General features: G+C 59.5%; 14 protein-coding genes and 1 pseudogene. 7 read left to right on the top strand and 8 right to left on the bottom strand.

The window, feature by feature from the left end:
• Window positions 1-114: 114 nt before the first annotated feature.
• On the top strand, window positions 115-1014 hold the full coding sequence (locus AACY25_RS10685) for a DMT family transporter (RefSeq protein WP_339524431.1): 900 nt from the start codon (window positions 115-117) through the stop codon (window positions 1012-1014).
• A 244-nt stretch (window positions 1015-1258) separates the two neighbouring features.
• Here the strand turns inward: AACY25_RS10685 and cysK are convergent, their stop codons facing one another.
• Window positions 1259-2233 carry a cysteine synthase A gene (cysK, locus tag AACY25_RS10690; RefSeq protein WP_339524432.1) on the bottom strand — a complete coding sequence of 325 codons (975 nt, stop codon included), beginning with the start codon at window positions 2231-2233 and terminating at the stop codon, window positions 1259-1261.
• Window positions 2234-2354: 121 nt separating this feature from the next.
• On the opposite strand from cysK, the gene AACY25_RS10695 reads away from it, so the two are divergent.
• The 4 genes from AACY25_RS10695 to AACY25_RS10710 all read left to right on the top strand — a co-directional run bounded on the left by AACY25_RS10695 (window position 2355) and on the right by AACY25_RS10710 (window position 6043).
• On the top strand, window positions 2355-3431 hold the full coding sequence (locus AACY25_RS10695) for a DUF748 domain-containing protein (RefSeq protein WP_339524434.1): 1077 nt from the start codon (window positions 2355-2357) through the stop codon (window positions 3429-3431).
• Between the two features lie 131 nt (window positions 3432-3562).
• Entirely contained in the window at window positions 3563-4408 is an 846-nt protein-coding gene (locus AACY25_RS10700) for an AAA family ATPase (protein ID WP_339410795.1), read from the top strand.
• A gap of 26 nt (window positions 4409-4434) precedes the next feature.
• Window positions 4435-4830 (top strand): GFA family protein, encoded by a 396-nt coding sequence (locus AACY25_RS10705; protein ID WP_339524436.1) that lies wholly within the window; start codon window positions 4435-4437, stop codon window positions 4828-4830.
• Between the two features lie 34 nt (window positions 4831-4864).
• Window positions 4865-6043 (top strand): vWA domain-containing protein, encoded by a 1179-nt coding sequence (locus AACY25_RS10710; protein WP_339410791.1) that lies wholly within the window; start codon window positions 4865-4867, stop codon window positions 6041-6043.
• Window positions 6044-6082: 39 nt separating this feature from the next.
• Here the strand turns inward: AACY25_RS10710 and AACY25_RS10715 are convergent, their stop codons facing one another.
• The 3 genes and pseudogenes from AACY25_RS10715 to AACY25_RS10730 form a co-directional block, all read right to left on the bottom strand.
• Complete coding sequence (locus tag AACY25_RS10715; RefSeq protein ID WP_339524437.1) at window positions 6083-7042, bottom strand: DUF2167 domain-containing protein; 960 nt, start codon at window positions 7040-7042, stop codon at window positions 6083-6085.
• Window positions 7043-7134: 92 nt separating this feature from the next.
• Window positions 7135-7266, bottom strand: a pseudogene (locus AACY25_RS10720) (EamA family transporter); the annotation flags it as partial.
• A 79-nt stretch (window positions 7267-7345) separates the two neighbouring features.
• Complete coding sequence (locus AACY25_RS10730) at window positions 7346-8236, bottom strand: LysR substrate-binding domain-containing protein (protein ID WP_339524438.1); 891 nt, start codon at window positions 8234-8236, stop codon at window positions 7346-7348.
• A 105-nt stretch (window positions 8237-8341) separates the two neighbouring features.
• Here AACY25_RS10730 and AACY25_RS10735 point away from each other — a divergent pair, with 105 nt between their 5' ends.
• Window positions 8342-9304 carry a DMT family transporter gene (locus tag AACY25_RS10735; RefSeq protein ID WP_339524439.1) on the top strand — a complete coding sequence of 321 codons (963 nt, stop codon included), beginning with the start codon at window positions 8342-8344 and terminating at the stop codon, window positions 9302-9304.
• Between the two features lie 52 nt (window positions 9305-9356).
• On the opposite strand, the gene AACY25_RS10740 is transcribed toward AACY25_RS10735, so the two are convergent.
• The 4 genes from AACY25_RS10740 to AACY25_RS10755 all read right to left on the bottom strand — a co-directional run bounded on the left by AACY25_RS10740 (window position 9357) and on the right by AACY25_RS10755 (window position 11673).
• Complete coding sequence (locus AACY25_RS10740; protein ID WP_339524440.1) at window positions 9357-9881, bottom strand: DUF2937 family protein; 525 nt, start codon at window positions 9879-9881, stop codon at window positions 9357-9359.
• Window positions 9882-9896: 15 nt separating this feature from the next.
• Window positions 9897-10673: a class II glutamine amidotransferase gene (locus tag AACY25_RS10745; RefSeq protein WP_339524441.1), complete on the bottom strand. Its 777-nt coding sequence runs from the start codon at window positions 10671-10673 to the stop codon at window positions 9897-9899.
• Window positions 10666-11109, bottom strand: coding sequence for an HIT family protein (locus tag AACY25_RS10750; RefSeq protein ID WP_339524442.1), 444 nt, complete (start codon window positions 11107-11109; stop codon window positions 10666-10668). Before AACY25_RS10750 ends, AACY25_RS10745 begins: the two co-directional genes overlap by 8 nt.
• Before the next feature lie 90 nt (window positions 11110-11199).
• The gene (locus AACY25_RS10755) at window positions 11200-11673 is read right to left on the bottom strand and encodes an MFS transporter (protein ID WP_339524443.1); all 474 of its coding nucleotides are present in this window, start codon (window positions 11671-11673) and stop codon (window positions 11200-11202) included.
• A 294-nt stretch (window positions 11674-11967) separates the two neighbouring features.
• Between AACY25_RS10755 and AACY25_RS10760 the strand changes: the two genes are divergently transcribed.
• On the top strand, window positions 11968-13998 hold the full coding sequence (locus AACY25_RS10760) for a S9 family peptidase (RefSeq protein WP_339524444.1): 2031 nt from the start codon (window positions 11968-11970) through the stop codon (window positions 13996-13998).
• Window positions 13999-14113: the final 115 nt, after the last annotated feature.

Below are 14113 nucleotides of genomic sequence, written 5' to 3' on the forward strand. Positions count from 1 at the left end.
GCTTATCTACCACGAAATATTGCCAATCAAACGCTTTGAAAGCGCATTTCGAATTGCCTTGGCGTACGCGCCCGGCAACACTGCTTGGCCTCTATCACCGCTGTGGAGTCCGTTGTGCGTCTTGCCGACCTGATCCGTCTGCTGTTGCTTGCTGCCATCTGGGGCGCAAGTTTTCTGTTTATGCGTATTGTCGCGCCGGTACTGGGCAGCATGCCGACGGCGTTTTTCCGCGCCAGCCTGGGCATGCTCGGCCTGCTGGCGATTCTGCTGCTGATGCGCATGCGCTGGGACTTCAACGGCAAGCTCAAACACTGCCTGATGCTCGGGGTGATCAACGCCGGCCTGCCCTCGGCTATGTATTGCCTGGCAGCACTGGTACTGCCAGCGGGCTACTCAGCGATTCTGAATGCCACCACGCCGATGATGGGCGTGCTGATCGGCATGCTTTTCTTTGCCGAAGCCATGACCTTAAGCAAGGCCGCGGGTGTGGCCATTGGCCTGTTTGGCGTGGCCGTGCTGACCCGCACCGGCCCGATGGAGTTTGATCTACCGCTGCTCTGGGGCGCGGCCGCCTGCCTGGTAGCAACCACCTGCTACGGTTTTGCCGGCTTCCTCACACGGCATTGGATCGGCCAACACGGCGGCCTGGATAACCGCCTAACCGCCTTCGCCAGCCTGTGCGGCGCCAGCCTGTTCCTGTTGCCATTCTTCGGCGGATCCTTGCTGATCCAGCCGCCCGCTAGCTGGGGCGGGCTCGACGTGTGGCTGTCACTGGCAGGGCTGGGCTTTATCTGCACCGCGTTCGCCTACGTGCTGTATTTTCGCCTGCTCAGCGATATCGGCCCAATCAAGGCCAGCACCACCACCTTCCTCATCCCGCCGTTCGGTGTGCTGTGGGGTGCACTGCTGCTGGATGAACCACTTTCCTGGGCTTACTTGTACGGCGGTGTGCTGATCGCCATCGCACTCTGGCTGGTGGTACGACCAAGTAGCCGCGCCAAAGTCCCCGCCTGAACCGTCACAAGAAGCACGCTTATAAAAAAGCCGCCCTAAGGCGGCTTTTTTCATCAAGTCTCCAGGCCCGATCTCGTGAGCTAGAGCGAGATAATGCGAAGATGGCTGAGGGCGCTACGTGTTGTAAATGAGCAGTACTCGCTTCGCTCGCCCTTCGGGCCGCGCTGAAGCGCGTTAGCGCCAGCGGCCTTCCGAAGCCATCTTCAACGCTGGATCGCCGACGCGCAACAGATCGGAGCGGTACTTATTGCTGCAGTTCCTGCTCGGTAAACATATCGCTAAACAGCATGCTCGACAGATAGCGCTCACCGGAGTCCGGCAGAATTACAACGATGGTTTTGCCCTGCATGCCAGGTTCGGCAGCGATGCGCAGAGCGGCAGCCATGGCCGCGCCACAGGAAATGCCGCAAAGGATGCCCTCCTCGCGCATCAAGCGCAGGGCGACAGCCTTGGCATCGTCGTCGGTCACCAGTTCAACTCGGTCAACCATAGCCAGGTCCAGATTGCTTGGGACAAAGCCAGCACCGATACCCTGAATCTTGTGCGGGCTGGGCTTGACCTCATCACCGGCGATGGTCTGGGTAATCACTGGCGAACTGATCGGCTCGACCGCTACCGAGAGAATCGGCTTGCCCTGGGTCTTTTTGATATAGCGCGAGATACCAGTGATAGTGCCGCCAGTACCGACGCCTGCGACCAACACGTCGATAGAACCCTCGGTATCCTGCCAAATTTCCGGGCCAGTAGTCTGTTCGTGGATCGCCGGGTTGGCCGGGTTGCTGAATTGCTGCGGCATAAAGTAGGCGGCGCTATCGGAGGCGGCAATTTCTGCAGCCTTTTCAATGGCCCCCTTCATGCCCTTGGCAGGCTCGGTCAGCACCAGCTCAGCGCCCAGGGCCTTGAGCACCTTGCGCCGTTCCAGGCTCATGGAGGCCGGCATGGTGAGCAGCAGCTTGTAACCACGCGCGGCCGCAACGAAGGCCAGGCCAATGCCAGTATTGCCCGAGGTCGGCTCGACTATCGTCATACCCGGCTTGAGCACACCTCGCTGTTCAGCATCCCGGACCATGCTGACACCAATACGGCACTTCACCGAGTAGGCTGGGTTACGCCCTTCGATTTTGGCCAGAATGGTGACGCCTTTCGGGCCCAGGCGGTTGATCATCACCAACGGCGTATTGCCGATGGATTGCGCGTTATCTGCGTAGATGCGGCTCATGGCGAGGTCCTTATGCGTACGTTGCCGAATGGGCTATCGAGCCTAAGCTCCCAGAACGTGGCAGTCCAGTACGGCGATGCATTAGCTGGAACCCCGCCGCAGCTCACGAGTCAGTCTATTTATGAAAAGACGCTATAGCACTCCTCTTTGGGTATTCATCGGTCTGATCGGCGCCTTGCTGATTCTGCATTTCGCCTTGCCTATTCTGGTGCGTGACTACCTGAATGACAGACTGGCCGACATGGGCGATTACCGCGGCCAGATCAACGACGTGGACCTGGCATGGTGGCGTGGTGCCTATCGCATCAATGACTTACAAATTGTCAAAGTCGACGGCCAGGTGCCGGTGCCTTTCGTTGATGTACCCAGCATCGACCTTGCGGTGAGCTGGCATTCGCTGTGGTACGAACGGGCGGTCGTCGCCCGCGTGGTATTCGAGCGCCCTGAGCTCAATTTCGTCGACGGCGGCGCCGACCCCGAATCTTCGCAAACCGGTCAAGGCGTGGACTGGCGCGAACAGCTGAATAAGTTGCTGCCGATCACCCTTAACGAAGTACGCGTGAGCGACGGCACCCTGAGCTTTCATAACTTCAATTCCTCGCCGCCAGTGGACCTCGAAGCCAACCAGATCAATGCCAGCCTCTACAACCTGACCAATGTCGCCGACGAACAAGGCGAGCGCGTCGCCCGCTTCGAGGGCAAGGCCCTGTTGCTCGGCCATGCGCCGCTGGAAACCACGGCGGTGTTCGACCCCTTCAAAAATTTCGAAGACTTCGAGTTTCGTCTGCGCACCACTGATATCGAACTCAAGCGCCTCAACGACTTCTCTAGCGCCTATGGCAAGTTCGACTTCAATGCCGGCACCGGCAATGTGGTGATCGAGGCCACCGCTGATGACGGCCAACTGAGCGGCTACGTGAAACCCCTGTTGCGCGATGTCGATGTATTCAACTGGCAGCAAGACGTCGAAGTCGAGGACAAGGGTTTCTTCCGATCGATCTGGGAAGCCCTGGTTGGCGGCGGCGAAAGTGTGCTGAGAAACCAGCGTGAAGACCAGTTTGCTACTCAGGTTGAGCTGAGCGGCAGCGTGCGCCAGCAGGACATCAGCGCCTTCCAGGCGTTTCTGGCGATCCTGCGCAACGCTTTCGTCCAGGCGTTCAATACGCGCTTTGAGCGCAACGCAACGGAAAACGACTGACCAGCGACAGCTCATTCAGTGACTGAATAGCCCGACTGCGTTCACAGGCCGATGCCGCGCACGTTATAGTTACCCCCTTTCACTAAGTGCATGGCCTGGGCTACCGGGCGTTACCGTTCGAGGATTTACCGATGAAGTTCGAAGGCACCCAGTCCTACGTCGCCACCGACGACCTCAAGCTCGCGGTCAATGCCGCCATCACCCTGGAGCGCCCGTTGCTGGTCAAGGGTGAGCCGGGCACCGGTAAAACCATGCTGGCCGAACAACTGGCCGAATCCTTTGGCGCGCGCCTGATCACCTGGCACATCAAATCCACCACCAAGGCCCACCAGGGCCTGTACGAGTACGACGCGGTCAGCCGCCTTCGCGATTCGCAGCTGGATTCGGACAAAGTCCACGATGTGCGCAACTACATCAAGAAAGGCAAGCTGTGGGAGGCCTTCGAGGCCGAAGAACGCGTGATTCTGCTGATCGACGAGATCGACAAGGCCGACATCGAGTTCCCTAACGACCTGCTGCAAGAACTCGACAAGATGGAGTTCTACGTTTACGAGACTGACGAGACGATCAAGGCGAAAAAACGCCCGATCATCATCATCACCTCGAACAACGAAAAAGAGTTGCCGGACGCCTTTCTGCGCCGCTGCTTCTTCCACTACATCGCCTTCCCGGATCGCGCGACCCTGCAGAAGATCGTTGATGTGCACTACCCCAACATCAAGAAAGATCTGGTCGCCGAAGCGCTGGACGTATTCTTCGACGTGCGCAAAGTGCCGGGCCTGAAGAAGAAGCCGTCCACCAGCGAACTGGTCGACTGGCTCAAGCTACTGATGGCCGACAATATTGGCGAAGCGGTGCTGCGCGAACGCGACCCAACCAAGGCCATCCCGCCGCTGGCTGGCGCCCTGGTGAAGAACGAGCAGGATGTGCAGCTGCTGGAACGTCTGGCCTTTATGAGCCGCCGCGCCTCACGTTGATCAGCAGCCGACCGGGAGGAGTTGTGATGCACAGCGGCAGTTGCCTTTGCGCTGCAGTGAAATACCGCATCGATGCACCTATCGAATCGGCAACCCACTGCCATTGTTCGATGTGCCGCAAAGCCCACGGCGCGGCATTCGCCACTTACGGCAATGTGCGGCGTAAAGATTTCCACTTCATCCAAGGCGAGGAATCACTGGGCATCTACCAGTCCTCGCCGGGCGTGACGCGAACCTTTTGCAAGCATTGCGGCTCGACCCTGCAGTGGTACAGCGAACAGCCCCACCCAAACTGGCTTTCGGTCGCCCTGGGCACGTTGGATACGCCAGTGGGTGAGATTGCGCAGAAGCATATTTTTCCGGAATCGAAGGCCGACTGGTACGCCATCAATGATGGCCTGCCATTGGAGCGGCGCTCATAGCGCCATAGTCAGATGAATTCACGAGGGCGCAGCCATGCTGCTCAACCTGTTTAACGAAATGCGCGCCGCCAAGGTGCCGGTGTCGGTGCGTGAGCTGCTCGACCTGATCAACGCGTTGAAACACAACGTGGTGTTCGCCGATATGGACGAGTTCTATTTCCTCTCGCGCACCATCTTGGTCAAGGACGAGCGGCATTTCGACAAGTTCGACCGCGCGTTCGGTGCCTACTTCAAGGGCCTGGAAAACCTCAACCAGCACATCGAGGCCTTGATCCCCGATGAGTGGCTGCGCAAGGAGTTCGAGCGTTCACTGACCGACGAAGAGCGCGCCAAGATCGAATCCCTCGGCGGCCTGGACAAGCTGATTGAAGAGTTCAAGAAACGCCTGGAAGAACAGAAAGAGCGCCACGAAGGCGGCAACAAGTGGATCGGCACCGGCGGTACCAGCCCATTTGGCTCCGGCGGCTTCAACCCGGAAGGCATCCGCGTGGGTGACGCTGGAAAGCGCCAGGGCAAGGCGGTTAAGGTCTGGGATCAGCGCGAGTACAAAAACCTCGACGATCAGGTCGAACTGGGCACGCGCAATATCAAGGTGGCCTTGCGCCGTCTGCGCAAGTTCGCCCGCCAAGGTGCCGAGGACGAGCTTGATCTCGGCGGCACCATCGACCACACCGCCAAAGACGGCGGCCTGCTGAATATCCAGATGCGTCCAGAGCGGCGCAATGCGGTGAAACTGCTGATCCTCTTCGACATCGGCGGCTCGATGGACGCCCACGTCAAGGTCTGCGAAGAGCTGTTCAGCGCCTGCAAGACCGAGTTCAAGCATATGGAGTACTTCTACTTCCATAACTGCGTGTACGAGTCGGTGTGGAAGAACAACCTGCGCCGCACCTCCGAGCGCTTCTCCACCCAGGATCTGCTGCACAAGTACGGCGCGGACTACAAAGTGGTGTTCGTCGGCGACGCGGCCATGGCGCCCTACGAGATCACCCAGGCTGGCGGCAGTGTCGAGCACTGGAACGAGGAGCCGGGTTACGTCTGGATCAAGCGCTTTATGGAGAAGTACAAAAAGCTTATCTGGATCAACCCCTACCCCAAGGACACCTGGAACTACACCGCCTCGACCAACATCATGCGCGAGCTGTTGGAAGACCAGATGTACCCACTGACCTTGCAGGGTCTGGAAGACGGGATGAAGTTTCTCTCCAAATAGTGAACCCGCCCCAGACCGGGGCGGGCTTATGCAACAACTTTACTTCTTGCCGGTCAGGCGCTTGGCCAACCAGCCGAACAGCAGCACCGGTACCAGCCAGAACTTTTTCAGCAACAGCAGGATGGTGGCGAACAAGCCGGCTTTAGCCGCCAGTTTGCCGGCGATCAACGCACCGATGCCGTAGGCAGCCACTTGGTCGATATCCGGATCGAAGTCGGCGTAGCGGCTGCCGTCGTTGAATTCGGTCATCGCCAACACCGCCGGCACGCTCTCTTGGATCTCTGGCAGTTGGTCCATATTGGCGATGAAGTTCAATACCAGCACACCTTTGCGGCCCAATACGCGGATGTTGTAGTTCAGGGTATTGATGTCGCTGTCACCGAAACGCAGCTCCTTGGCCCAATGCAGTTTCTTGCCTTGGGCATCGTAGTGCGGCTGTGCGGCCCAGCCCAACAATTCAATCGACTCGTAGCCATTCTCGGCGCGCCAAACGTTGCTCTCGACCGTCTCTTGCTGCAGCTGCTCGAGCATCTCGGCGTAATCGATATCGGCTGCGTCTTCGTCGGAGACGAAACCGCTTTCTTCGAATTCGACGGTCACCGCCCAGGACTCATCAGCCAGTGGCGAAATGCCGGCCGGCAGAATCATCCCCAGTGGCAGCTCATCAGTCGGTGGGTTACCCCAGGCGTCGACCAATACCCGGTTGGCATCCTCGCTATCGAGGAACACCAGGTTTTCCGGCAGATTCAGGCTCGCCAGGTTGTCGCCCAGTACCACCTTGCCGGTTTGAAAGTTCAGGCTGGCGAGAAACTCTTCTTCGCTCATACCCTGCTCATCCGCCTCCTCTATCAGCTCTTCTTGTACGTGCTCTTCTTGTTGTTGCTCTGCCATGGACTCGGCCGGAACCGCAGATTCAGCTTGCGGCTCGGTTGATTCGGCGTGGGCAAACGGCAGGGAAACAGCCAAAAAGGCTGCAAGGATCAGATCCTTGATCGACATAAACACTCCATTACAACGAAATAATTGAAGGCACAACGCTATCACGCGGAGATAGAGCTGCCGGCTGTTTCTTGACGCTTTTTGAAACATTTTTACAAACTTGCTGATCGCTTCTCGATTGGCAGCTTTGTGATCGCAAACCCTGCCGGCAGAAGCGCCGAATACGCCAATAGATCCAACGACAGCGACTAGCCCTCGTACCGGGCGCCGATCACCATGACGAAGCAGTACTGCGCGAGCGCGATCAGACCAAGGGCATCCCACCGCTGGCAGGCACTTTGCTGAAGAACGAGCAGGGGCGCTTTAACTGGGATTGGTATCGCTGCCAGTCAGGCAGTCGACCAGCTCTGCGGCAAACCCCGACAACAGCTCGCGCTTACGCACGCAGACCTTCAAGTCCCGCTGCGCCCACGACTCTTCCAGCTCGATCACCGCCAGCTGCGCGCCAGCGGTGACGGCACTGCGCGGTACCATGCCGATGCCAACGCCGGCACTGACCATGCGGCACACTGCCTCGAAGCTGCGTACCTGAATCCGCACCTCAAGGTGTCGCCCCAGTGCGGCGGCCGCATTCATAGTAAAGGTGTGAATCGCCGAGCCTGAATGCAGCATGACAAAGGGGTAATCCAAAACCTGGGCAAACAGGCTGCTGGTCTGCGCTGCCAGTGGATGATCAGTTGGTGCAATCAACACCAACCGATCCGCCCGGTATGGGATCAGCTCAACCTCCGCGTCCGCAATCGTCCCCGCCACCACACCGACTTCCACCTCGCCGCGTGCCACGGCCATCAGCACGTGCGGGCTGGTGTGCTCCTCCAGGGAAATACTGACTTGCGGGTGACGCTGCAAAAAGGTCGAAAGGCTGTCGGGCAGAAAGGTATGGGTGGCGTGGGTGTTGGCCCACAGGCTGACATGGCCGCGCACTCCTTTGGCGTAGGGCGTAAGGTCGGCATGCATCTGCTCAAGCTGGGCAAACACCTGGCGCGCATGACGCAGCAACGCCTCGCCGGCGCGGGTCAGGCTGACGCCGCGTGGCTCGCGGAGCAATAGCGGCGTGCCGATCGACTCCTCCAGCAACCGCATACGATGACTGGCCGAAGACGCCGCCAGATGCACGCGCTCGGCACCGCGGGTTAAATTCTTCGCTTCGGCAATCGCGACAAACAGGCGCAGATCAATCAGGTCATAGTGCATAGCGTTAGTCAGATCCGAACGATCACTTATGAAATAGCCAATTCCATAGGGATTCTATACCCAGCATCATTCGGCTCAGCACAACTCTTTAGGGATTCACTCAACATGCCATGGAAAACCTGGTCAGCCGAACGATTGGGCATCGCACTGGCGGTACTCGCCGCCTTCGGTTTCTCGTTCAAGGCAATTTTCGTCAAGCTGACCTACGCCGCCGCGCCAGTGGACGCGATCACATTGTTGGCACTGCGCATGAGCTTTGCCCTGCCTATCGCACTTTGGGTCACGCTGTGGTTATGCCGCGCTGCGCCGCCGCTGACTCGCAGAGACTGGGGCATGCTGATCGCCCTGGGCCTGCTGGGTTACTACGGGGCCAGCATCCTCGATTTTGTTGGCCTGCAGTACATCTCGGCGGCGCTGGAACGCTTGATTCTGTTTATCTATCCGACCATGACCGTGCTGATCGGCGTGCTGTTTATGGGCAAGCGTCTAGAGAAGCGCCAGGTTGCGGCGCTGCTGCTGACCTACGCCGGTATCGGCCTGGCGTTCGCCCACGATCTACAGGTGGCGGAGGATCTGCATACGGTGCTGATCGGCGCTGCCTTCGTCTTCGGCTCTGCGCTGTGCTACGCCCTGTATAGCTCCGGCGCCGAGGTGGCGATTCACCGGTTGGGCACCATTCGCTTTGCTGCTCTAGCGATTATCGTCTCCACGTTTGCCACGCAGATTCACTTCCTCGCCACTCAACCATTTTCCGCACTGCAACAACCAGTCGAGGTGTATGCGTACAGCGCGGCGATGGCGATTTTCTCCACGGTGCTGCCGATCTTCTGGCAATCCGCCGCGTTGCGCCTGATTGGCTCGGCGCGCACCGTGCTGATTGGCACACTGGGACCGATCCTGACGATTGTCTTCGCCTGGATGCTATTGTCGGAGCCGGTGTCGTTTGCCCAACTGGCGGGGGCTGGACTGGTGCTGGCGGGGGTGTTGTTGGTGTCGCGACGTAAAAGATTGCCGATTCTGCCGACTGTTAGCGAGGCCGCCTGCGCTCACGACAGCAAGCCGGCTTAAGGCGCGAATCAGCAAACGCCAAGGGCTCTTACGAGCCCTTGTGTCATTCAACTTAGCGCCAGTGCCGCTGCTGCACTTTCTGATTGCGGCCCGCACCGAACAGCATGCCGACCAATAGCGCCAGGCTTTCGAGCAGCCAGGCCAGCAGCATGGCGCAGGCAATGCCCCAGGCGATGGCTTCAGGTGCCAACAACACTTGGTAGCGGTAGGCGGCGAAGGTTTCTTCCATTAACTCATGGTCGGCAGCGGTAGCCAGATGCCAGACCTGGCCATACCAAGGCCCTTGCATGGCCTTGGATTCGCGCTCAAGGAAGGCCGAGCGCTCGACCAGGGTGCCCAGGCTCTGCGCGTCGCTGCGCATTACCGGGTCGGCGCTGGCCTGGTAATGGCCAACCAACGCGACCAGATCGCCTTTGAAAAAGCGCCGAGCCGTTTCGCGAAAGCCCTTGAGGCCCAACTCAGATTCGATGCGATGGGCTTCGACGCGCTTACTGTAGTCGTCGATAAACCCCGGTACCTGCACCCCAATCAGCAACCCCAGAGCAAACAAGGCCAACCGCAGATAACTTCTAAACATGTCCCCTCCCCCCATTCAGTCAGTTAGGCCTTGCGCCACACATTCACCACCGCGCCATAAACGCCACTCGCCCGGCTGGTACAGCGTCCAGCTCTCATTATTGGTCAACGGCTCGGTCGCCAATACGCTGACCACGTCATTGGGCGTGGTTTCCGCCTGAAAATCCACCTGCATATCGGCATCTTTCAAATGCGCCGGACCAAACGGCGCACGTCGGGTTATATGCGCCAGCTTGCTGCTGCAGAAGCTGAACAGCCAATCGCCATCGCTAAGCAAGCAGTTGAATACACCGTGCTGGCGATAGCCGGCGCAAGCACTGACCAAGGTGGGTAGCAACTGTTCCACCGCCACCGGCTCGGGAAAAGCCTGGCGCAGGCGATTAAGCAGATCACAGAACGCCGCTTCGCTGTCGGTATCGCCAATCGGCCGGTAGTTATCCAACTGCGGTGAGAACTCGGCCAGTTGGCCATTGTGCGCAAAGCACCAGTTACGCCCCCACATCTCACGCACAAACGGATGGGTATTGGCCAGGCAGACGCGGCCGACATTGGCCTGACGGATATGCCCGATCACCACTTCGCTCTTGATCGGATAGCGCTGCACCAGCTGCGCCACCTCTGATTCGCTGCTGGCGCGCGGGTCCTGAAACAGGCGCAGGCCGCGCCCTTCATAAAAACCGATGCCCCAGCCATCACGGTGCGGGCCGGTACGCCCGCCGCGCTGCATCAGACCGGTAAAACTGAAGACGATATCGGTCGGCACATTGGCGCTCATGCCCAGCAATTCACACATCGCGTAACGCCTCGCGCAGCTGCTGTGCCTCAGTAGCCAGACGCGCCTCGATACGTTTGCGCGCCAACGGCAGAAAACGCGTCAGGGCGCGCCAAAGTAATTGCGTGACATCGCCGCTGCGCCGTGGAATCAGATGCAGATGCAGGTGCGGCACATGCTGATTGGAGGTCGGTCCGTCATTGATCAAAAAATTGATGCCCTGCTCGCCATAACCGGCCGCACGCAGACCGGCAGCCATGCGTTGCGCCAGCGGCACCAGCTGCGCACAAGCAGCCGCGGAGAGATCTCTGAGGAATGGTGCGTGTTCGCGGCTGACAATCAACACATGGGCCGGACGCAGGGGAAAGATATCCAGCAGGACGATAAAGTGCTCGTCCTCATATATACGCTCAGCAGGCAATCGCTCAGCGGCGATTGCACAGAACACACACTCCATAAACCCCTCCCTAGTCAATGAGCGGCCATGCTGAACGGCTGTGTGCTTTGGCGCAAGGGCAGCGGCGTCGGGCGACGCCGCTCAGACGACTTACAAACGTGGCTCTACGCGCAGGCGACGGTCGCCACGGGCATCGTAACGGGTGTCGCCGAAACTCTGTTCATCGCGCGCCATCATCTCGCGCAAGGTCGGCTCGTCAGCAGCAATCGGGGCTGGCCCTTTGCGCGCCTGCCACCAGCGCTCTACGGGCCAGCGTACGGCAACGAACAGCAGGTACAGGGCAAACACGATCAACGCGTACATGCTTAGGTCCGCCACCGCGCGCCAGACGTTGTTACCCACGCCCAGCAGCAGGTCCATGGCGGTGATCGCCACTGCGGGGGCAAACTGCTCTTTGCCAGGGTCGACGATGGTCGGACTGAACAGCAGCACCAGCACCAGCACGCGCAGCGGCTCGCGCAGGTAGCGCCACATCCAGCTGGTCAGGCGAAACCACACCAACAGGCAACCAAGAGCCGCCAGCAGATAGGCGCCCCAGGCAAGCAGGTAGTCGTTTTCAGTCATAAAACGCAAATTCTCTGGCATTGATAACCGCGCAGCGCACGCGCATAAGCGCGCAGATTTCAGCAGCCGACGGGCGAAGTGGCGCTTATGATAACGGCTTTTGCCTGCTTTGAACCTGTTCAAAAGCTCGCGAGCTAGAGACATGCAAGGCAAAAACAGGCGAGGACGCGGAGTTTACAAGTTGTAAATGAGCAGTCCGAGCCTGTTTTTAACGCAGCAGGGCCGACGCGCAGCAGGTTTTGCACAGGTTCTTCGGCGTCCCCGCTGTTGGCCGTCATCTAACGGAGTTACCCCATGCAACACGCACCCATCGCCCGCGCAGACAAAGCTGCGGACCCGTATCGCTGGCTGGAAAACCGCGACAGCGCTGAGGTGCTTGATTACCTCAAGGCGGAAAATGCCTACCTGGAACAGCAACTCAGCGAGCAAATGCAACTGCGCGAAACACTGTTTCAGGAGATCAAGGGGCGCATCCGCGAAACCGACCTCAGCCTGCCGTCGCCCTGGGGCCCTTATCTGTATTACCAGCGCACCACCGCTGGCGATGAATACCCGCGGCATTACCGCTGCCGCAAACCCGCCGATGGCTCGCTGACTGTCGATGAGGCCAGCGAGCAGCTGCTGCTCGACCCCAATGCCCTGGCCGAGGGCGGGTTTATCTCGCTCGGCGCCTTCAGCATCAGCCCCGACCATCAACGCCTGGCCTATAGCCTGGACACCAGCGGCGAGGAAACCTACCAGCTGTTCGTCAAGGAGCTGGCCGACGACAGCCTGATCGAACTGCCGTTCGAGGAATGCGACGGCAGCATGACCTGGGCCAATGACAGCCAGACGCTGTTCTTCGGCGAACTGGACGACACCCACCGCCCGCACAAGCTGTATCGCCATCGCCTCGGCACGCAGGCTGCCGAACTGGTATTCCACGAGCAAGACGGGCGCTTCTTTCTCAGTTGCTACCGCAGCAGCTCCGAGCGCCAGCTGATTCTGCAACTGGGTAGCAAGACCACCAGCGAAGCCTGGGTACTGGACGCTGCCACCCCACACGTCGCTTTCAGCTGCGTGGCCCCGCGCGAAGAAGGCCACGAATATGACGTCGACCACGGCACGTTGAATGGCCAGTGGAGCTGGTTTATCCGCAGCAACCAGCACGGCATCAACTTCGCCCTGTTCAGTGCCAGCGAAGCAGCCCCGAGCCGCAGCCACTGGCAATTGCTACGCGCCCATGACCCTGAAGTAATGCTCGAAGGCTTTAGCCTTAATCAGCAAGCGTTGGTGCTGAGCCTGCGTGAAGGCGGCTTGCCGATTATCGAAGTGCAGCCACAGGGACAAGCAGCCTACCGCGTACAGCTACCGGACGCCGCCTACAGCCTGTATGTGCAAGACAGCCTGGAATTCGACAGCCCGGCGGTTCGCCTGCGCTATGAAGCGCTCAATCGCCCCGCGCAGGTGCGTCAGCTGGAGCTGGCCACTGGCGCCCAGTTGGTGCTCAAACAAACCCTGGTGCTTGGGCCGTTCGATGCCGACGACTATGTCAGCCAACGCCTATGGGCCACGGCCGCCGATGGCAGCCAGGTACCGATCAGCCTGGTGGCCAAGCGCGAAGTGCTCGGCACCTCTGCCCCGCTCTACCTGTACGGCTACGGCGCTTACGGCGAAAGCCTCGATCCCTGGTTCTCCCATGGGCGCCTGAGCCTGCTAGAGCGTGGTTTTATCTTCGCCATCGCCCATGTCCGTGGCGGCGGTGAACTCGGCGAAGCCTGGTACCGCGCCGGCAAGTTGGAGCATAAGCAGAACTCATTTAGCGACTTTATTGCCTGCGCCGAACACCTGATCACTACTGGCTACACCAGCGCGCAGCAGCTGGTGATCAGCGGCGGCAGCGCGGGCGGTTTGCTGATGGGTGCGGTGCTTAATCAACGTCCCGAGCTATTTGCCGCCGCCATCGCCGAAGTACCGTTTGTCGATGTGCTCAACACCATGCAGAACCCCAACCTGCCGCTGACGGTCACCGAATACGACGAATGGGGCGACCCTAACCAACCCGCGGTATTCGAGCGAATCAAAGGCTACGCGCCGTATGAGAACGTGCAGGCCCAGGCCTACCCGGCGATTCTTGCGGTGGCCGGCTATAACGACAGCCGGGTGCAGTACTGGGAAGCCGCCAAATGGGTGGCCAAGCTGCGTGCGCAGAAAACCGACAACAACCTGTTGCTGCTGAAAACCGAACTGGACGCCGGCCACGGCGGCATGAGCGGCCGCTACCAAGCCCTCAAGGACGCCGCTCTGGAGTACGCCTTTATCCTCAAGGTACTGGGCCTGGTTTGAGTCCGACCCGCCGCTCTGCCGCCCGCTCTTATGCGGACCAAAGGAGCGGCGTAAGCTCAGAGTAATTCGCGCTAAACAGCGGACGTTTAGGGCGAAAAATTACTTGACCGTTCAT

The sequence above is a fragment of the Pseudomonas sp. EA_35y_Pfl2_R111 genome, assembly GCF_963970955.1.
Taxonomy (GTDB): domain Bacteria; phylum Pseudomonadota; class Gammaproteobacteria; order Pseudomonadales; family Pseudomonadaceae; genus Aquipseudomonas.

Coding starts and splice junctions, on each gene's coding strand:
- cysK (WP_339524432.1), bottom strand. CDS start 2,233: ATGAGCCGCATCTACGCAGATAACGCGCAATCCATCGGCAATACGCCG.
- AACY25_RS10695 (WP_339524434.1), top strand. CDS start 2,355: ATGAAAAGACGCTATAGCACTCCTCTTTGGGTATTCATCGGTCTGATC.
- AACY25_RS10700 (WP_339410795.1), top strand. CDS start 3,563: ATGAAGTTCGAAGGCACCCAGTCCTACGTCGCCACCGACGACCTCAAG.
- AACY25_RS10705 (WP_339524436.1), top strand. CDS start 4,435: ATGCACAGCGGCAGTTGCCTTTGCGCTGCAGTGAAATACCGCATCGAT.
- AACY25_RS10710 (WP_339410791.1), top strand. CDS start 4,865: ATGCTGCTCAACCTGTTTAACGAAATGCGCGCCGCCAAGGTGCCGGTG.
- AACY25_RS10715 (WP_339524437.1), bottom strand. CDS start 7,042: ATGTCGATCAAGGATCTGATCCTTGCAGCCTTTTTGGCTGTTTCCCTG.
- AACY25_RS10730 (WP_339524438.1), bottom strand. CDS start 8,236: ATGCACTATGACCTGATTGATCTGCGCCTGTTTGTCGCGATTGCCGAA.
- AACY25_RS10735 (WP_339524439.1), top strand. CDS start 8,342: ATGCCATGGAAAACCTGGTCAGCCGAACGATTGGGCATCGCACTGGCG.
- AACY25_RS10740 (WP_339524440.1), bottom strand. CDS start 9,881: ATGTTTAGAAGTTATCTGCGGTTGGCCTTGTTTGCTCTGGGGTTGCTG.
- AACY25_RS10745 (WP_339524441.1), bottom strand. CDS start 10,673: ATGTGTGAATTGCTGGGCATGAGCGCCAATGTGCCGACCGATATCGTC.
- AACY25_RS10750 (WP_339524442.1), bottom strand. CDS start 11,109: ATGGAGTGTGTGTTCTGTGCAATCGCCGCTGAGCGATTGCCTGCTGAG.
- AACY25_RS10755 (WP_339524443.1), bottom strand. CDS start 11,673: ATGACTGAAAACGACTACCTGCTTGCCTGGGGCGCCTATCTGCTGGCG.
- AACY25_RS10760 (WP_339524444.1), top strand. CDS start 11,968: ATGCAACACGCACCCATCGCCCGCGCAGACAAAGCTGCGGACCCGTAT.